The sequence below is a fragment of the Halomonas piscis genome (assembly GCF_031886125.1).
Lineage (GTDB): Bacteria > Pseudomonadota > Gammaproteobacteria > Pseudomonadales > Halomonadaceae > Vreelandella > Vreelandella piscis.
In genome coordinates this window covers 2,605,014-2,623,484 of sequence record NZ_CP119391.1, presented here as the reverse complement: position 1 = coordinate 2,623,484, position 18,471 = coordinate 2,605,014, and the positions used below count along the sequence as shown (strand labels likewise).

The window sequence follows — 18,471 nt, the reverse complement described above, 5'->3', positions numbered from 1 at the left end:
ATGAATCAGACGGATAACAGGCGGGTATCAAGACCGTGGATATGATCAGTGCGGGTTCTCTCTGGCTGACGGTTGCGCTGCTGCTGGCGCTTGCCGAGCTTTTGACCGGCAGCCTGGTGCTGCTGGCGCTTGCCGCCGCGGCGCTGGTGAGCGCCGCCGTGGCCGCGCTGGAAGCGCCGCTTTTGTGGCAGCTGGTGGCGCTGGGCCTGGCAAGCGCGGTGTGCGTGCCGCTTGCGGTCTGGGTGATTCGGCCGTGGTTTTCCCCGGCCGGGGTTAACTACGGCGTCGCCGGCACCGGCGCCCAGCACGGCGAGCGGTTTCATATCGTGCGTCGGGACTACGACGGCGCCAGCGGCATCAAGATCAAGGGCGATTTCTTTCGCGCCCGCTACGTGGATGCAGCCCCCGACGAATGGCCCGCCGAGGGGGCCGAGGTGGTGCTGGATCACTTTGAGGGGACGCTGGCGCGGGTGAGACCCGGCGCGCCGTCGTCCCAACCTTCGCCGTCGGCGAAGCCATCAACAGGAGCAGGACAGTGAGCGATTCCATCAGTATAGGGCTATTGGTCAGCCTGATTATCGTCGCCATCGGCGTGATGATCGTGGTGAAGGGGCTGATGATCGTGCGTCAGTCGGAAGCGGTGGTGGTGGAGCGGCTGGGGTCGTTCAACCGGGTGCTGGAAAGCGGGATCAACATCATCATCCCGTTCATCGAAAAGCCCCGCTCGATCACCATGATCCGCTACGAGAAGCGCGGCGACGCCTACGCCGCGATTACCAGCGAAGAAACGCGCATCGACCGGCGGGAAACGGTCATGGACTTTCCCGGCCAGCCGGTGGTCACCACGGACAACGTCACCGTGCGCATCAACGGCGCGCTTTACTACACCATCGTGGTGCCCGAGCGCGCGGTGTACGAGGTGGAAAACATGAGCCAGGCGGTGGAGGTGCTGGCCAAGACCACGCTGCGCTCGGTGGTGGGCAAGATGGAGCTGGACCGGCTGTTCGAGTCCCGGGCCGAGGTCAACAACCAGATCCAGGCGGCCATGGAAGAGCCGGCTTCCAAGTGGGGCATCAAGATCACCCGGGTCGAGGTTCAGGATATTGAAATGCCCGAAGAGGTGGAGTCCGCCATGCGGCTGCAGATGGCCGCCGAGCGCAAGCGCCGGGCCACGGTGACCGAAGCCGAAGGCGAGAAGTCCGCCGCCATTGCCAAGGCCCAGGGCCAGCGCGAATCCGCCATTCTCAACGCCGAGGGCGACAAGGAGTCGGCGATTCTGCGCGCCCAGGGCGAAAACGAATCCATCAGCCTGGTGCTGAGCGCGCTGGGCGACGACGACGAGCACAAGCGCACCGTGGTGGGCTACCTGCTGGGGCAGAGCTACATCAAGGGCCTGCCGGACATGGCCAAAAACGGCGAGCGGGTGTTCGTGCCCTACGAATCCTCGGCGCTTTTGGGCTCCATGGGCATGTTCCGGGAAATGGCCGGCACGCCGGAAGACGCCGCCAGGGCGACGAGCGCGTTGCGTCAAGGCATGGTCGGCGGCGCGGGTGGCGCCTCCGGCGACTGACCGCGCACCTGCCGGGTCCGGGTGGCCTGGCGTTCAAGCGAGAGCGCCAGGCGCTCGACCAGCCCGGCCAGCAGCGCCTGGCGGCGGGCGTCCAGCGAGCACTCGCGGCGGGCGGCGTCGATCAGGGCGTTGCCCGCCGGGCGTATCTGCCGGGGCGTCTCGCCCTTGGCGCTGGCGGCGTAGCCCTCGGCCAGTGCGGTAATAAAGGCGCCGCTTGCGCGCTGCAGGTCGGCGTTATCCAGCCCGTCGAGGCGGCGGCGCAGCTGCAGGCAGGCGTAGCCGACGTCCAGGCCGGTGAGCCCCAGGGTAAAGAGATGGCGCTGGTCGTCGGGCAGGGTGTCATCGTGCCGGGAAAGGCGCAGCAGGCGGTCGGCCATGCGCCCGATAAACTGCGTTTCCGCGTCTTCGACCGGCGCGCTTGCTAACCCGCGTAAATCCCGGGCAATGGCCCACACCAGCCGCTTGCGCCTGAGCGTGGCGCCGGGGCCCGGCAGCAGGCGAAACGCGGTCACCACCGTCCCCAGCCCCACCAGCACCGCCAGCGCGCGGTTGATGAAGCTGTCAAAGGAAAAGTCCATGCCGTTGCCGGGCATGGTGAGCAGGATATTGCCGATGGTAAACGCCAGGCAGTAGCCCATCAGTTTGGGGTTGGACGCACCCAGCAGCCCCAGAAACAGCGGCGTGAGAAAAATCATCGCCAGCATGGGGAAACCGCTCGCCTGGGCCAGCAGCACGTGGCCGAAGACAAAGGCGCTGGGGATCGCTGCCAGCATGCCCTTGGCAAACGTCATGCACGCCGCCACCGGATTGTCGCGGCTGGCAAAAAACGCCGAGAACAGCGTACCCAGCAGCATGGCGACCCGGCCGTTGCCCCAACCGGTGGCCAGCCAGAAGGTGGCCAGGGCGGCAAAGATCGCCCCGGCGCGCAGGGCGTTGACGCCGGCGACCAGATGGTCGCGGTGCCAGGCCAGCGCCACGCCGCGCAGAAATTTGCGCGATGGCTGGGTGATGGCGTCCCGGGCATCGAGCATGACCAGGGCGTGGCCCAGGGCTTCGCGCAGGCCCAGCAGGCAGCGCTGCTCCAGCGGCGTTAGCGACCCTTCGGGAAACAGCAGCGTCCGCCGGCGCAGGGCGTGCAGACGCTTGCGGGCGTCAGCGGTGCCGCTGGAGCCGGCGGCGCTGGTAAAGCCGTTGGCCAGCTGCTCGGCGAGCTGGCGGATGTCGCTTTTCATGCTCTCGCCGCCGTGGCGGTCGCTGCCCGCGTGAAGCAGCTGTTGGAGGGCGTGGAGGGTAGCCAGCAGGCGCAGGGTGTGGCGGGTCAGAACGTGGCTTGCGCGGATGCGCCCGGCGCCTTCGGGGCCTTCGTAGCGGGCGGCCTGGCTGTCGCCTTCGAGCGCGGTCAGCGGCGACAGCGTGCCGGTCAGGCTGGCCTCAAGCTCGGCGTGGTCGTCGCTGTCGCGAAGGCGAGAGGCGGCGTGGGTGAACGCCTGGTTGACCACCGTATCGGCCTGGCGGCCCAGGTGCGCGCTGACCCGGGAGGGCCACAGCAGCGCGCTGACCAGGGTCGCGCAGGTCGCACCCAGCGCCAGCTCGGAAATCCTCGCTACGGCGATGGAGAAGATGCGCTCCGGGGCGCCGGCGCCGATGACCACGATCAGCATCGCGGTGACCGCCCCCATGATGCAGCCGTAGGCGGCGTTGTTGCGCAGCAGCGCGCTGCCGTAGGTGCACAGCATGATCCACAGCGTCAGCGCCACGAGCGCCGGCACCGGCGCTTGGGCAAAGAGCGCCATCAAGGTGATGCCGGCCACGGCGCCAACCAGGGTGCCGCTCACCTGGCTCAGGCCTTTTTCCAGCACCATGCCGCTCATCGGCCGGATCTGCAGAAACGCCGCCGAGATCAGCGCCCAGTAGGGGCGCTCCAGGTTCAGCCACAGCGCCAGATATAGCGCCAGCAGCATGGCGAAGGTAGCCTTGAGGGCAAACTTGAGCGCATGCGCGTTCGGCGTGAGGTAGGTTTGATACCAGGGCGAAGCGGTCAGCGCCATGCTCAGGGCTCCGGCTCGATGTGCACCGAGGCGGTCATCCCTGCGCTTAGCGTCACGCCGTCGGGGATGTCATCCAGGGCGATGCGCACGGGGATGCGCTGGGCCAGGCGCACCCAACTGAAGGTGGGCTGAACCTTGGGCAGCAGCTGCTCGTTGGGAGCGGCGTTGGGGTCGGCAATGGCGCGCCCGATGCCGGCAACGCGGCCGGAAAGCTCGTGCTCGGCGCCCATCAGCTTGATGCGCGCGGCGTCGCCGACGTGCACCCGGGGCATCTTGGTTTCTTCGAAATAGCCGGTGACGTAGTAGGAGTCTTCCTTGATCAGTGCCAGCACCGGCTGGCCAGCGCTGGCGTAGTTGCCTTCGTTGAGCTGCAGGTTGAGCACGTGCCCGGCGGCCGGCGCGGTGATGGTAGTGCGCGCAAGGTCCAGCCTGGCGCTGGCAAGCGCGCTCTGCGCCTGGGCAAGCGTAGCCGCCGCCACGCGGCTGTGGATGCGCGCGGTCTCCTTGTCTTCTTCGCTGATCGCCGCGCGCCCCAGCCGGCTGCGCCGGGAGGCCTCGTGGCGGGCAAGCTCCAGCTCGGCCTGGCGCTGCTCCATCACCGCCTGGGCCTTGTCTGCGCTTGCCTGGTAGCGCTCGGCGTCGATGCTGAACAGGACGTCGCCCTTGGCCACGCGCTGGCTGTCGGCCACCTTGAGGGAGGTGACCCGCCCGGAGACGTCCGGCGCCACGGTGATGACGTCGGCGCGCACGCGGCCGTCACGGGTCCAGGGGGTGTAGAGGTAATACTGCCATAGCCACCAGCCGGCAGCCGCGGCAAGGCTTACGATGACCAGCGTGACCAGGGTGCGCAGCAGGGTGGACATCTCAAAAGGCTCCGGTAGCGGGGAAAGACGCGGAGAATACGTAGGCGGCGGCCGCCGTGCAGAGCACGAACAGCGCGGTGTCAAACCACGCCTCGTACCATGGCCGCCGGCCTTTTTGCAGGCGGTAAAGCAGGGCGCGCAGCAGTAGCGTGGCCGCCAGCCCCAGCGCCACGTATAGCAGCATCGGCGGCAGCAAGAGCCCGCCCAGGGTGATTTCGTGCAGCCCCATTGCGCCCCCTTTCGTGGTGTCGGTTATAGCGATAGCCAGTCGTCGCTGCGATTATAGCGAAAGCCAGAAAAGTATCAGCGGCGGGGACAGTAGCGACAGCAGAAAGCCGCTGACCACCGCCACCGGCACGAAAGCCACGCCGCCGTGCTGCTGGATTACCGGCAGGGCAAAATCCATGGAGGTGGCGCCGCCGTAGCCGATGGCCAGCGCCGCGTGGCGGTGGATCACCAGCGGCACCAGCACAAAGGTCAAAAGCTCCCGGGCGAGATCGTTGAAGAACGCCACGCCGCCCATGAGCGGGCCGAGCTGGTCGCCGATCAAAATCGCCGAGAGCGAGTACCAGCCAAAGCCCGAGGCCATGGCCAGCCCCTCGTTCCAGCTAAGCGACAGCAGCGGGGCGGCCGCAAGCCCCGCCACCAGCGAGCTGGCGGCAAGCGTCAGGGCGATGGCCAGCCCGCTGCGGTTGAGCAGAATCTGTTTGAGCGGCATGCCGGAATTGCGCAGCTGGCAGCCGATCAGCGCCAGCAGCACGTAAAGCACTCCTTCGGCGAGCACTTCGGCGCCGTGGAACAAAACCTGCCCCACGATCGGGCCCAGCAGCAGCCCAAGGATGACGCCAAGGGCCACGATGCCCAGCAGCGAAAGCGAGCCTTTCATGGCAGCAAACTTGCTCACCGGCGCATTCTTGACCCCCGGCGTCGCCCCCGCGCGCATCGCCAGCCGGCGGGAGAGCCAGCCGAGCGCCACAAAATTGCAGGCGCTGGTCAGCGCGAACAGCAAAAGCGCGCTGCCCCCCAGCCGGGAAAGCTGGCTCGAAAGGTTGTCGAGCCCCGCAAGGCTTGCGCCCATCAGCAGCAGAATCACGTAGATGGAGCCGTTGACCGCGTGGTTGATCAAGCCCTGCAGATGCGATGAGCGCACCCGGACAAGGTATCCTGCCACCAGCGGCAGCAGCACGATGAGCAATCCGGAAAACATAAGGGAGTGCGGCCTTCGTTGGGATGACTGGGTTCAGGGAGTGGCCTGGGCGGTCGGGATCACGGGCGCTTTAGCCGCGTCAGGGCGATATGCGTTTCGCGCTCGCCGTCTTTCCAGTAGCTGGCGTCGACGATCAGGCCGGGGTAGTCGGGGTGGTAGTTGATGCGGATCTCGCGGTCGGGCTTGTCTGCGTCCAGCAGCACCACTGACTGGGCGTCGAAGCGCCCGGCGGGCACTTTGATCGTGCGCGTACCGTCAGCATAGTACTGGAAGTCTTCGTCGCGGCCGCGGTGGTCGACAAAATGCACGTCGCAGGGGGAGGCCTGGCTACAGGTTTCGCGCCCGGCGCGGCGGGCCAGGTCCACCAGCGCGGTCTGGCGGTCCAGGGTGTCGATATCGGCATCGGCAAGCTCGTAGCTGTCGCCCACGCCGAACAGCGAGTAGCCGCTGTAGTAGTGCAGCGAATGGGTCCCCTCATCGTCGGCGATGAAGCGGCTGCGCTCCCGGCCGCTGGCCACGGCGATGGAAAAGCGCATGGCGCTCTTCCAGTGGCGGCCCTCCTGGCTCATGACGTGGCTCAGGGTGGCGCCGGGCCAGCCGTCGACCTTCAGCCTGTACTGGGCCTCGAAGGCCTCGACCGGGCGCAGCGCCGGCGACTCGGCAAACGCCGGCCCGATAAGGCCGGCGACGATCCCGAGCGCCAGGGCAGCGGCGGGCAGGGCGCGTGATATAATCGGCATCAAGCCTCTCCTGTAAACAGTTCCTGTAACAGTATCGGCCCCTTGCCGGCGGGCGACAGACGGCGACAAGGGCAAAGAGTATAGCGCCCGGCTTGCTCGGCGTCAGTAGCCGGCAGCGGGGTTGACGGTGCTTACCGGCTCGCCGGCCTCGAAGGCGCGCAGATAGTCAATGACCTGGTCAATGGCGCCGCCGAGCGGCGTGGGCGCCGAGGTGTGCGGGGTCACCGTCACCCTGGGGTGTTGCCACAGCGGGTTGTCCGCCGGCAGCGGCTCGGTGGCGAAGACGTCGAGCAGCGCGCCGCGCAGGTGCCCGGGCGTGGCGTCGTCGCCCAGCGCCTCGAGCAGGGCCGCCTCGTCGATCAGCGCGCCGCGCCCGGGGTTGATCAGGGTCGCGCCTTCGGGCAGCTGCGCCAGGCGCCCGGCATCCATCAGCCCGCGCGTGTCGTCGGTGTCCGGGAGCAGCGTGACCAGGGTCCGGGCGCGGCCGAGCACGGCGTCCAGGCCGGCGTCGCCGTGGTGGCAGTCTACGCCGTCGATGTCCTTGGCCGTGCGGCTCCAGCCCATGACGGGGAACCCTGCCCCGGAGAGCGTTTGGGCGACGTGGGCACCGATGGCGCCAAGGCCAAGCACGCCCACCGGCCAGTCGGCCTTGTCGGGAACGGGCCGGGGCGCCCAGCGGGCGTCGCTCTGCAGCCGAACATAGGCGTCGAAGCTGCGGTAGAAGTGCAGCACGCCGTAGAGCACGTAGTCGGCCATGGGAGACGCCATGCCCGCGTCGCGCAGCTTGACCACCGGCACGTTGTCGGGAAGCCCGGGGGTGGCCAGCAGGGCATCGACGCCGGCGCCCAGGTTAACGATGCCCTTGAGCCGGGTCTGTTCCGCAAGCAGCCATTCGGGCGGCTTCCACACGGCGAGGTAGTCGGCGTTTTGCCGCGCCTCGGCGGGGGCGTCGGAGGTGACGACGGCGGCGTGGGGGAAGGCGTCTTCAAGCGCCGCGCACCAGCGGCGGGCGCTGTCGTTGTGTACGACGATTTTCATGCTGTCTCCTTCAGCTGGCTTGTGTCGCCGTTGTTCGGGCGTCGGGGGTAACGCTATCACGGCTGGTTGAGATTGTTGTAATAAAGGTTTTGACCCCGAGCGGCGCGGGGGTGCTAGTATCGCTGAGACGACGATGGCAGGCCTTGTGCGGCGGGCCAGGTCGCTCACGTGGCCCGGGAAACGCTTTATTGACGTCCGGTTTTTGGTGAACGTTAAGGCGAGTTGCGCAATGTCTCAGGTATCCCTGCCCTTTACGCGTGAGGAGTACGCCCACCGGCTGTGGAAAGTACGCGCCGAAATGGCCAGCCGGGGCATTGATGTGCTGATTGTCAGCGATCCTTCCAACATGGCGTGGCTGACCGGCTACGACGGCTGGTCGTTTTACGTGCACCAGTGCGTGGTGGTGGGCCTGGAGGGTGAGCCGCTGTGGTACGGCCGGCGCATGGACGCCAACGGCGCGCTTTTGACCTGCTGGATCGATCCGGACAACATTACCTACTATCCGGACTACTACGTCCAGAATCCGGACATGCACCCCATGGACTACCTGGCGCAGTCGATTCTGCCCCAGCGCGGCTGGGACCGCGGCGTGGTGGGCATGGAAATGGACAACTACTACTTTTCCGCCCAGGCCTACCTGTGCCTGCGCCGGGAGCTGCCCCACGCCCGCTTTGCCGACGCCAACGGCCTGGTCAACTGGTGCCGGGCGATCAAGTCGCCCCAGGAAATCGCCTACATGCGCATCGCCGGCAAGATCGTCGAAGGCATGCACACCCGGATTCTGGAAGTGATCGAGCCGGGCCTGGCCAAGAGCAAGCTGGTGTCCGAGATCTATCGGGTGGCCATCGAAGGCTTTACCGACGACAGCGGCAAGGTCCACGGCGGCGACTATCCGGCCATCGTGCCGCTGCTGCCCACGGGCCAGGACGCCGCCGCGCCGCACCTGACCTGGGACGACACGCCGTTTCGCGAAGGCGAGGGCACCTTTTTCGAGATTGCCGGGGTCTACAAGCGCTACCACGCGCCCACCTCGCGCACGGTGTTTCTGGGCCGGCCGACCCGCGAATTCCTGCGCGCCGAGTCGGCGCTGCTGGAAGGCATCGAACAGGGCCTGGAAGTGGCCAAACCCGGCAACCGCACCGCGGATATCGCCAAGGCCCTGGGATCGGCGATGGACAAGTACGGCTTTGACCGCGGCGGGGCGCGCTGCGGCTACCCCATCGGCCTGTCCTACCCGCCGGACTGGGGCGAGCGCACCATGAGCCTGCGCCCGTCGGACGAGTCCGTGCTGGAACCGGGGATGACCTTCCACTTCATGCCCGGCCTGTGGGAAGACGGCTGGGGGCTCGAGATCACCGAGAGCATCCTGATCACCGAAAACGGCTGCGAGACACTCGCCAACTTCCCCCGTCAACTGTTCGTTCACTAGGCGTCGGCAAGCCCGCGCGGCGCCTGCCAATCTTCGAGGAGCGCTGTTGTTATGAGCAAGGCCAAGAGTAACGCCACGAGCAAGCGTCAAAGCCCGATTACGCCCACGGTGGACTTCAACGCCGAGGGCGTGCAGCACGGCTTTCTCAACCTGCCGATTTCGGTGGACGACTCCGCCTGGGGCGCGGTGATGGTGCCGGTCACCGTGGTCAAGAACGGCGAGGGGCCCACGGCGCTTCTGACCGCGGGCAACCACGGCGACGAATACGAAGGCATCACCGCGCTTTTGAAGCTGGCCGCGACGCTCCAGGCCGAGGACGTGACGGGGCGGGTGATCATCGTGCCCTGTTTCAACACCCCGGCGGTGACTGCGGGCAAGCGCACCTCGGGGCTCGACGGCGGCAACCTCAACCGCTGCTTCCCCGGCGACCCGGACGGCAGCGCCACCGAGCAGATTGCCGACTACTTCACCCGGGAAATGGTGCCCATGGCCGACGTGGTGCTCGATCTTCACTCCGGCGGGCGCACCCTGGACATTCTGCCCTACGCCGCCTCCCACGTGCTCGACAACAAGGAGCAGCAGGCGGCAGCGCTGGCCAGCGCCAAGGCCTTCGGCGCGCCCTACGCCATGATCATGTTCGAGCTGGATGCCACCCACCTGTTCGACACCGTCTGCGAGGATCAGGGCAAGGTGTTCGTCACCACCGAGCTTGGCGGCGGCGGCACCTCGAGTCCCTATACCGTCGATATTGCCGAGCGCGGCGTGCGCAACTTTTTGACCCACCACGGCCTGATCGAAGGCGAGGTCGAACCGCCGCAGAGCCCCCAGGTGTATCTCGACATGCCCGACGCCAGCTGCTACGTGCAAAGCGAGCATTCCGGGCTTCTGGAGCTGCTGGTGAGCCTGGGCGACGAGGTACGCAAGGGCCAGCCCATTGCGCGGATATACGATGTGACCCGCACCGGCAGCGCCCCGGTTGACTATCACGCCGGGCGCGACGGCGTGCTGATGGCGCGCCGGGCCCCGGCCCTTGCCCATATCGGCGACACGCTGGCGGTGATTGCCGACGTGGTGGAGGCGCTTGACGCCTGAGCCCATGCCCAAATCCATGTGTAAACTCGACCGTTACGACGTCAGAATCCTCGCGATCCTTTCCCGGGACGGGCGCATCACCAAGTCGAAGCTGGCCGAGTCCATCAACCTTTCGGTCAGCCCCTGCTGGGAACGTGTCAGACGGCTGGAAGAAGCCGGCATCATCGAAGGCTACAGCGCCCGCATCAATACCCGGGTGCTCGTGCCCGGCAACTCGGTGTGGGTGCAGATCGAGCTCAAGCAGCACCACGCGGAAAGCTTTTCGCGCTTCGAGGCGCTGGTCATGGACACTCCCGAGGCCACCGAGTGCGTGGCCGTGGGCGGCGGGGTGGACTACCTGGTGAAGTTCGAGGTGGCAAGCATCGACAGCTATCAGCGCGCCATGGACCGCTGGCTGCTCTCCGACGCCGGCATCGAGCGCTACTTCACCTATATCGTCACCAAGACGGTCAAGCGCGCCACCCCGGCCATCGACGAGGACGAGCTCGCCTGACAGGCGCCTGAAGCCCGGCCGCCAAAAAAAACCGTGACTTTACGGCGGCGGCGCCAAAAAAAGCGCATTTTTGGCCGGCGCTTTCAAAAGCACTTCTCGCGTTAATTCCCTTATCCTTGTGGTATCAACTACTTAAAGCATCGACAGGTCCCTGCCTGCGAAAGATGCCGGTACCCGATAAGGAGAAATTTATGACCGCACCGTCCACTCTACTGTCCGATCGTCTGCAGGATCCGCGCCTGATTCGCCAGTACGCCTACCTCAACGGCAAATGGACCCACGGCGAAGGTGGGCGCGAAGAGCCCGTCACCGATCCGGCTACCGGCGAGGTGCTGGGCCACATCCCGGTGCTGGAAGAGGCACAGATCACCGCGGCGGTCGACGCCGCCGACGCGGCCTTTGCCGGCTGGCGAGCGCTGCGCGCCAACGAGCGCAGCGAGATTCTCGAGGCCTGGTACGCGCTGCTTCAGGAGAACAGCGAAGACCTGGCCACCATCATGACCCTGGAGCAGGGCAAGGCCATCGGCGACTCCCGGGGCGAGGTGCAGTACGGCGCCAGCTTCATCCGCTGGTTCGCCGAGGAGGGCAAACGCACCTACGGCGACACCATCCCCAGCCACATGCCCAACGCGGCCTTGGGCTCGCTCAAGGAGCCGGTGGGCATCGCTGCGCTGATCACGCCGTGGAACTTCCCGCTGGCGATGATCACCCGCAAGGCCGCCGCCGCGCTTGCCGCCGGCTGCCCGGTGGTCATCAAGCCGTCCAACGAGACGCCCTTCACGGCGCTCGCGCTTGCCGAGCTTGGCGAGCGTGCGGGCATTCCCGCCGGCGTGCTCAACGTGGTGCTGGGCGAGCCGTCGACGGTCTCCAAGGTGCTGTGCGCCGAGCCGCGCATTCGGGCGCTGTCGTTCACCGGCTCCACCCGCGTGGGCGAGCTGCTGATGGAGCAGAGCGCAAGCACGGTCAAGCGGCTCTCCATGGAGCTTGGCGGCAACGCGCCCTTTATCGTCGGCCCGGACATGGACCCGAAGGAAGCCGCCGAGGCGGCAGTGGCGGCCAAGTTCCAGACCTCGGGCCAGGACTGCCTCGCGGCCAACCGCATTCTGGTTCACGAATCGATCCACGAGGCCTTTGTCGAGGCGTTCAAGGAGAGCATGTCCGCGCTCAAGGTAGGCAACGGCCTGGAAGACGGCGTGGACCTTGGCCCGCTGATTCACGGCAAGGCCGTGGAAAAGGCCCAGAGCATCGTCGATGACGCCGTGGACAAGGGCGCGACGCTCCACGAGAGCACCCAGACCCCGGTGGCCGGCGACAACTTCTTCATGCCGGTGCTGCTGACGGGCATCACCCGGGGAATGAAGGTCTGGGACGAAGAGAGCTTTTCCCCGGTGGCCGGCATTCTGCCGTATTCCACCGACGAAGAGGCCATCGAGCTTGCCAACGACACCGAGTACGGCCTTGCCTCTTACCTTTATACCCACGACGTGCGCCGTATCTGGAAGATCATGCGCGGGCTGGAGTTCGGCCTGGTGAGCGTCAACTCGGTGAAGATGACCGGCGCGCCGGTGCCCTTCGGCGGGGTCAAGGAGTCCGGCCTGGGCCGGGAAGGCGGCCCCACGGGCATCGAGGAATACCTGGAGACCAAGTTCTTCTGCCTGGGCGGCATGGAGTCAGCCTCGGGCAGCTGATCTGCGGGTTGGTAAGTTCCGGCCATGCATCGCATAATGGCCGGCACAATCATCGTGATATCTCGGAAAGGATGAGGTCATGTCACAAAAGATTTACTGCGTTGCCAGCTTCAAGCCCAAACCCGGCAAGGAAGACGCCGTGTTCAGAGCGCTGCAGGAGCTCGAGCCCAACGGCCACCGGGAAGACGCCTGCCTGCGCTACACCGTTACCCGCAAGATCGACAACCCCTTTGCCCAGGGCGATAGCTACCCCATCGTGTTTCACGAGGTGTGGGCCAACCGCGCGGCGTTCGAGGCGCACTGCCAGCGCAAGGAAGTCAAGCAGTTCTTCGCCGACAACCTCGAATCCCCGGACGGCGACATCGAAGACGCCAACGTCTGCGTCTACACCGACGAGCCGAACAATTTCGATGCCCCCGATGTCTGACATCGGGCGTCAAACCGATTTTGCACAGGAGGCAACATGGCCGAAGAGAAGATGAACGTCGAAAGCTTTAACCTGGACCACACCAAGGTAAAAGCGCCGTACGTCCGCCTGGCGGACATTACGGAAGGCGCTCACGGCGACAAGATCTACAAGTACGACCTGCGCATCTGCCAGCCCAACAAGGGCCACATGGAAATGCCCGCGCTGCACTCCCTCGAGCACATGATGGCCGAGCACTCGCGCAACCACTCCGACAAGGTCGTGGACATCAGCCCCATGGGCTGCCAGACCGGCTTTTACATCGCCATGATCAACCACGACAACTACGACGACGTGCTCACCATCGTCGAAAACACCCTGAAAGACGTGGTCGACGCCGACGAAGTACCCGCCTGCAACGAAATGCAGTGCGGCTGGGCGGCAAGCCACAGCCTGGAAGGCGCCCACGAGCTCGCCCGGGACCTCCTCGCCAAGCGCGACGAGTGGACGGAAGTGTTCGCCTGATAGGGCGTGCGCCCTGATGGAAAGCGCCTCTGCGGAGGCGCTTTTTTTGTGCGGCTACGAAAAAAGTATGAGAAATGTGGCAGGAATGTGGAAGAGAGGTTATGGTAATGCTAATGAAATGTAGCGCTTTTTAACCGAGAGGACTACGGACTCCAGCGAAGTCCTTGCCCAACACATGGGTATAGATTTGAGTCGTTTCCAGACTCTTGTGGCCGAGTAATTCCTGCACTGTGCGGATATCCGTACCTTGGCTCAGCAGTTGAGTGGCAAAGCTGTGCCGCAGGGTATGACAAGAACCGGGGCGTGGCAGCGCAGTGGCTCGCATAGCGTGTTTTACGGCTTTCTGCACCGCCGAAGGGTGGATATGATGAAGAACGACCTTGCCGGTGTCGTCGAAGCAGGGACGAGAAGCAGGAAAGAGCCACTGCCAAGCTAAAGAGATCCCTGCATTCGGATACTTGCGGTTCAGTGCATGGGGTAGTGTCACGGGCACGCAGCCCTGAGCCAACCGATAATCAAGTTGGCGTTGGGCAGTGGCAATCTGCTGCTGTAAGTAGGGGATACAAGTTTCTGAGAGCAAGGTGGTGCGATCCTTATCGCCTTTGCCAGCCCTCACCGTCACGAGCTGTCGTTCGAAGTCGATATCCTGAACACGTAGACGGCAGGTCTCGAGAAGGCGGAGCCCTGAGCCGTACATTAGTGAGCCCATCAAGCGCATGGAGCCTGATAGATGGCTGAGTACCTGTGTCACTTGTTCATGGGAAAGTACCACCGGTAATCGGCGCGGGCGTTTGGCGCGAGAAAATTCATCGATATCACCCAAAGGCTGCTCAAGAATATGGCGATAAAGGAAGACAAGGGCGTTCAGCGCCTGGTTTTGTGTAGCCGCCGCCACATGGCGTTCCACTGCCAGATATTCCAGGAAAACCTTGACCTCGGGGGCTCCCATGCTGGCGGGATGCCGCACACCATGGAACCGGATGAAGAAGCGTATCCAGTAACAGTAGGTCTTCTCGGTGCGTGGGCTATAACGTTTTACGCGCATGGTGGCCTTCACCCGGTCCATCAGCTTCGGCGGCCTGCTGTGCATATCCATGTGGTGCTCCTCGTAAGCTGGTTATGCATACAGTATTATTGGTCCAGGCAAAACGCGCAAGCGTGCGAATCCTGCTTAGGGTCTGTTGACGTTTCATGGCAGGGGTATTGGCAGGATAGGGGCAAGCTCACAGAATAAAGGTTCCTAAGCCAACAAACTGCAAGCCTGCCATGCCCCGACAAATGCTCACGGATGAACACTGGCCGAAGCTGAAATCTATCCTGCTTCAACAAGGTATTTATGACAAGACCGATCTGCGTACCACGGTGGAAGGCATCCTTTATCGGATGCGAACCGGCTGCCCGTGGCGGGACCTACCGGAGGCGTTTGGCCCCTGGAACACGGTCTACAAGCGCTTCAACGCCTGGTCAGCGAGTGGAAAGCTGATGAGGATTTTCATCTCTCTGGTGGAAGATCCTGATGTCGAGTGGCTATTTATTGATGGTTCCTACGTCAAGGCTCACCAAGATAGCACTGGGGCTGCCACGGAAGATGCAGAAGCCATTGGCAAAAGTCGTGCAGGCAATACCAGCAAGATCCACTTGGCCGTGGATGCGTATGGGTTGCCGATCGCCTTCAGAATAACCGGGGGTGAAGTGCACGACAGCACGGAAGCCCAGGCATTGATTGACGGTTTGCCGGCAGGTGACGCGCTGGTGGCTGACAAAGGCTATGACAGTGAACGTATCCGTGAGCAGGTCGAAGCCAAAGGAATGGCTGCCGTCATTCCACGCAGGCGTAACTCGAAAAAAGGAAATGCCAATCTGGACAGAGGGTTATATCGCTACCGGCATCTGGTTGAGAATGCCTTTGCTCGATTGAACCCGTATCGCGCCATTGCGACGCGCTACGATAAGCTCAAACGAAATTACGAAAGCATGGTGGCCTTGGCATGCGGCTTTTTATGGCTACCAATGTGAAACGTCAACAGGCCCTAGGCTGCCGAGTTTTTCTTAATACTTTTATATATCAATGAGTTAGGTGGAGCGTGACACGCTGGATAACATTGTTGAACGAGCCTGCGCGTTTATTCAATATCTGAGCGTTCCGTCTAATACCTGTTATGCACTCAGGGGAGGAAAAGAAGTGTACCAGCGAAAGCTGTAAGAAGGATTTCTATGTCTCAACCATTGGCGGCGGTGTTCCCGGTGGCAAGGAGCGAGAGCCAGTCATCTGCCCATATTGTGGCACCACCGTGAGAACTGAAATGACTTCCGCCACGTTCTCAACCCGCCGAATTGAAGACGTCAAAAAGTAAAAGGATGTACTCATGAGCGAAGAGCATAAAAAGAAAATAGGTATTCAAGACGGGCATGATCTTGTCCAAACAGACACCAAATGGGAGCAGCGCAAAGGAAGGGATACAGATTATTACTTCTACGATGAGGTAGACGCTGACGGTAATGTGGTCGGCAAGTATGAAGTGTCGGTATCCATGTCAATCTATCCACCCTTTGGCACGAACGTGAGCTGGAAGCAGCTATCGTAAATGCATAACCAGTCGCTGTAGTACGTTCCCGGCCCGAGGGCCGTCCACCGGACGCCACTGTCGTGGCGCCGCTAAGCTTGGCGTTATGTTTTTGGAGCGTAGAATCTGATGTCACTTATTAATAGAGAAAACAGAAAAAGGAGTTTTGATTTGAAAAAGATTATTTTAACCTGCCTTGTGTTAGTGCTTGCTGGTTGTTTTGGCCCAGCTAAGTTTGATTCCTCTAGCGAAGCTTCAATCAAGGAATCAACAAAAAAGATAGTTGAAAGCTTGCCAGAGGCAAACCACGAGGAATTTCAAAAAGCTCTAATGTATTTTTCTATTGGTGGAGAAGGTGGACTCAAAGCAATGATGGGGGCTGCTTTTGCTGGCAAGTCGTCAGATGCCACAAACGAGGCAATGCTGGCAGAAAACTTAAAAGCAATTGACGGTCTAACCGGCGAACAAATTCTTGAAAAATACCGTTCGAGCCTTGAGCAAGACCGTATCAAGAGAGAAAAAGAAGAAGCAGAAAGGCAGAAAGTTAAAAGTCTTAAGAAGGAAGCTCAGGAGCTTCTTGATAGCAATAAGTTTGAAGAAGCCCTTTCTAGATACAAAGCATTGAGCGAAATCTCATCGGGAGTTGAAGCTGCCGAGATTGGTATCGAAAAAACCACTAAGGCTATGGAAGAATTCACGGAAAAAGTGAGTTACATGGATAAGGTTGAAATAACTGAATTTCTAGCTAAACGAGTAGACACTTACCGAAAAAAAGAAATTCCGGCAGTTAGAATTTCACTAAAAAACAAAGGTGATCGTTCGCTGGATAAAGTAAAAGTTGTTGTTTATTTCAAAGACAAAGCTGGTAACACGATCTTTGAAGAGGATTTTCATCCTGTTCTTGTGAGCAAATATTCGTTTAGTGGTGATAATAAGCCTCTAAAACCTGGATATGTTAAGGAAATGGAAAAAGATAAGTTTTACACTCTCGAATCAGCTTTATCTGATTGGCAGGAAGGTAAGGCTACTGCAAAAGTAGTGGATATAGAATTCACAAAATGATTTTCTAATGTCCAGTTTAAATAGGAAAACATAACAAAGCACTGCTAGGGACAAACCTACGCTGCGCTTCGGTTTGCCCAAGAGTGCGACGTTATACCGTTTAGCGCACAACGATCACCTTTAACGCGAAGGGTGCACAATGAGCAAGCGCTCAAATAAAAAGAGGCGTAAGAAGTCAGGAAAATCCCAGACAAGGAGAAAAAACTCACAGTTTTCGGATCTTAATATTAGTACTACTGACCAGCACAAGCGACTTGGCAGTAAGTTGGTTCCACCGCTAGCGCAAATCCCGCAGATGTCAAATTCATCGTGGTCTGATGACCACATGCCGGAAATGCTTTGGGCAGTACTTCTGGTTAGCGTGTTGGAACGCCGAGACTACCTCAATATTTTTCGAAAAATTGCGATGTACTGTCGCAACTGGTTCGAAGAGTCAGACGGTGACATTGCGAGAAGCAGCGATTCAGATAAAGAGACAGGCATTAATTTTACGGTCGTCGTTGACCAAACAAAATTGGCCGAAGTTTCCGACGATGAATTTCATAGTTACATTTCTATAGCACTGACTCATCCACTAGGTTACGCAGCTTTACGACCATTGCTACTTATCGACGACCTACCGGGAATAGACAGATGGAAACGAGAGCTCGATGTTGAGCCAGCGTGCGATGATTGGAATACGCTTGCACATGCGATTGCAAAGGTACTAGATCATCACTCGGAAGAATCTACGGACATTCGTTGGTTCAAAGTAATCGTCCCTATCATTTCCGGTCGTATGAAATTCCCGCCATCATTCGCTGAGAGATTGGAAGAGCTACGCGTGCTTCCTGATAAAGGTGACATGAGATCCGTTCGACCGTCCATTCGGGCTATGGAAATGTCGCTCAGACGCAGTAACCCAGCAGAATGGATTAACAAATTTTGGGCACAATCGCTTTACGAAACACACTGTATCGACCCGTCTGATAAGCAAGATTACGAGTCTACTGAAACCCGCATCGATTCAGACACGGTATATGCTGCGCGTCATATTGTAATACAGAGATTTCTTTGTAACCTGCAAGCCGAACGAGTCAATCCCAGATTGGATGCCGCGTTCGGTATGGTGCTATATGCGCTGAGTATTGTAGAAGATATTGGAATGCATCGCGTCCATAGTAAAATTGTCGGTTCGATAGCGCTCAGAAGCTTGGTCGAGGTTTGCATTACCTTCAAGTACCTTTCACATGCAGACTCATCTGAATTATGGAAAATGTATCGCGTTTACGGCGCGGGCCAAGCAAAGTTAGCATTTCTTAAAACCCAACAAACGCACGGCGATCTACCAAATTTTCTTGATGAGAATGTTCTGCACTCGATAGCAAACGAAGACTTTTGGCAGGAATTTTTGGATATTGATGTTGGTCATTGGGCCAAGAGTAACTTAAGGAAATTGTCACAGGAATGTGGCGCTAAAGAACTTTATGATAAATATTACGACTGGTCTTCCAGTTTTATTCACGGTAACTGGGCAGCAATTCGTGATACAAATTTTGTTACTTGTCACAATCCTCTTCATCGCCTCCATCGAATACCACGAGTTGTACATAGGAGTCTAAATTCTGTTGAACCTGATGTTATTCAACTTACCAACGAGATGATTTCTACGCTGGAAGGCCTGTACCCAGGTGATGTCGCAATTCCATTTGTAGCAATGGCCGCTGCGGAGTGAGAGCACAGCTAAGTAATGATATTTCCTAGTTT

At 60.8% G+C, this 18,471-nt stretch carries 19 protein-coding genes; 12 read left to right on the top strand and 7 right to left on the bottom strand.

Going from position 1 to position 18,471, the window contains the following annotated elements:
- Positions 1-41: 41 nt before the first annotated feature.
- The gene (locus P1P91_RS12320; RefSeq protein ID WP_311885799.1) at positions 42-539 is read left to right on the top strand and encodes a nodulation efficiency, NfeD-like protein; all 498 of its coding nucleotides are present in this window, start codon (positions 42-44) and stop codon (positions 537-539) included.
- 56 nt (positions 540-595) lie between these two features.
- Positions 596-1,570 (top strand): SPFH domain-containing protein, encoded by a 975-nt coding sequence (locus P1P91_RS12315; protein ID WP_376717157.1) that lies wholly within the window; start codon positions 596-598, stop codon positions 1,568-1,570.
- Here P1P91_RS12315 and P1P91_RS12310 read toward each other — a convergent pair.
- The 6 genes from P1P91_RS12310 to P1P91_RS12285 form a co-directional block, all read right to left on the bottom strand.
- A complete protein-coding gene (locus P1P91_RS12310) occupies positions 1,528-3,618 on the bottom strand; it encodes an FUSC family protein (RefSeq protein WP_311882974.1) in 2,091 nt (696 codons plus the stop codon). The genes P1P91_RS12315 and P1P91_RS12310 overlap by 43 nt on opposite strands.
- A 2-nt stretch (positions 3,619-3,620) precedes the next feature.
- Positions 3,621-4,481, bottom strand: coding sequence for an HlyD family secretion protein (locus tag P1P91_RS12305; protein WP_311882972.1), 861 nt, complete (start codon positions 4,479-4,481; stop codon positions 3,621-3,623).
- Between the two features lies 1 nt (position 4,482).
- A complete protein-coding gene (locus tag P1P91_RS12300; protein WP_311882970.1) occupies positions 4,483-4,710 on the bottom strand; it encodes a DUF1656 domain-containing protein in 228 nt (75 codons plus the stop codon).
- Positions 4,711-4,761: 51 nt separating this feature from the next.
- Positions 4,762-5,688, bottom strand: a complete 927-nt coding sequence (locus tag P1P91_RS12295; protein WP_311882969.1) for a lysine exporter LysO family protein — start codon at positions 5,686-5,688, stop codon at positions 4,762-4,764.
- A 59-nt stretch (positions 5,689-5,747) separates the two neighbouring features.
- Positions 5,748-6,428 carry a hypothetical protein gene (locus P1P91_RS12290; RefSeq protein ID WP_311882967.1) on the bottom strand — a complete coding sequence of 227 codons (681 nt, stop codon included), beginning with the start codon at positions 6,426-6,428 and terminating at the stop codon, positions 5,748-5,750.
- A 102-nt stretch (positions 6,429-6,530) separates the two neighbouring features.
- A complete protein-coding gene (locus tag P1P91_RS12285) occupies positions 6,531-7,466 on the bottom strand; it encodes a 2-hydroxyacid dehydrogenase (protein ID WP_311882965.1) in 936 nt (311 codons plus the stop codon).
- Between the two features lie 229 nt (positions 7,467-7,695).
- On the opposite strand from P1P91_RS12285, the gene doeA reads away from it, so the two are divergent.
- The 6 genes from doeA (at position 7,696) to P1P91_RS12255 (ending at position 13,099) form a co-directional block, all read left to right on the top strand.
- Entirely contained in the window at positions 7,696-8,895 is a 1,200-nt protein-coding gene (doeA, locus tag P1P91_RS12280) for an ectoine hydrolase DoeA (RefSeq protein WP_311882964.1), read from the top strand.
- A 51-nt stretch (positions 8,896-8,946) separates the two neighbouring features.
- Positions 8,947-9,987, top strand: coding sequence for a N(2)-acetyl-L-2,4-diaminobutanoate deacetylase DoeB (gene doeB / locus P1P91_RS12275; RefSeq protein WP_311882962.1), 1,041 nt, complete (start codon positions 8,947-8,949; stop codon positions 9,985-9,987).
- Between the two features lie 16 nt (positions 9,988-10,003).
- Positions 10,004-10,480 carry an Lrp/AsnC family transcriptional regulator gene (locus tag P1P91_RS12270; RefSeq protein ID WP_311882960.1) on the top strand — a complete coding sequence of 159 codons (477 nt, stop codon included), beginning with the start codon at positions 10,004-10,006 and terminating at the stop codon, positions 10,478-10,480.
- A 191-nt stretch (positions 10,481-10,671) separates the two neighbouring features.
- Positions 10,672-12,168, top strand: coding sequence for an NAD-dependent succinate-semialdehyde dehydrogenase (locus P1P91_RS12265; protein ID WP_311882958.1), 1,497 nt, complete (start codon positions 10,672-10,674; stop codon positions 12,166-12,168).
- Positions 12,169-12,247: 79 nt separating this feature from the next.
- Positions 12,248-12,595: a putative quinol monooxygenase gene (locus tag P1P91_RS12260; RefSeq protein ID WP_311882956.1), complete on the top strand. Its 348-nt coding sequence runs from the start codon at positions 12,248-12,250 to the stop codon at positions 12,593-12,595.
- Positions 12,596-12,631: 36 nt separating this feature from the next.
- Entirely contained in the window at positions 12,632-13,099 is a 468-nt protein-coding gene (locus P1P91_RS12255; RefSeq protein ID WP_311882955.1) for an S-ribosylhomocysteine lyase, read from the top strand.
- A 130-nt stretch (positions 13,100-13,229) separates the two neighbouring features.
- Here the strand turns inward: P1P91_RS12255 and P1P91_RS12250 are convergent, their stop codons facing one another.
- Complete coding sequence (locus P1P91_RS12250; protein WP_311882953.1) at positions 13,230-14,195, bottom strand: integron integrase; 966 nt, start codon at positions 14,193-14,195, stop codon at positions 13,230-13,232.
- 170 nt (positions 14,196-14,365) lie between these two features.
- On the opposite strand from P1P91_RS12250, the gene P1P91_RS12245 reads away from it, so the two are divergent.
- From P1P91_RS12245 to P1P91_RS12230, 4 genes are all read left to right on the top strand, one after another.
- Positions 14,366-15,115 carry an IS5 family transposase gene (locus P1P91_RS12245; RefSeq protein WP_311882952.1) on the top strand — a complete coding sequence of 250 codons (750 nt, stop codon included), beginning with the start codon at positions 14,366-14,368 and terminating at the stop codon, positions 15,113-15,115.
- A 350-nt stretch (positions 15,116-15,465) separates the two neighbouring features.
- Positions 15,466-15,684: a hypothetical protein gene (locus P1P91_RS12240; RefSeq protein WP_311882951.1), complete on the top strand. Its 219-nt coding sequence runs from the start codon at positions 15,466-15,468 to the stop codon at positions 15,682-15,684.
- A gap of 150 nt (positions 15,685-15,834) precedes the next feature.
- The gene (locus P1P91_RS12235; RefSeq protein WP_311882950.1) at positions 15,835-16,725 is read left to right on the top strand and encodes a DUF6694 family lipoprotein; all 891 of its coding nucleotides are present in this window, start codon (positions 15,835-15,837) and stop codon (positions 16,723-16,725) included.
- Positions 16,726-16,864: 139 nt separating this feature from the next.
- Positions 16,865-18,439, top strand: a complete 1,575-nt coding sequence (locus P1P91_RS12230) for a DUF5677 domain-containing protein (protein ID WP_311882949.1) — start codon at positions 16,865-16,867, stop codon at positions 18,437-18,439.
- The last annotated feature ends 32 nt before the right edge of the window (positions 18,440-18,471 follow it).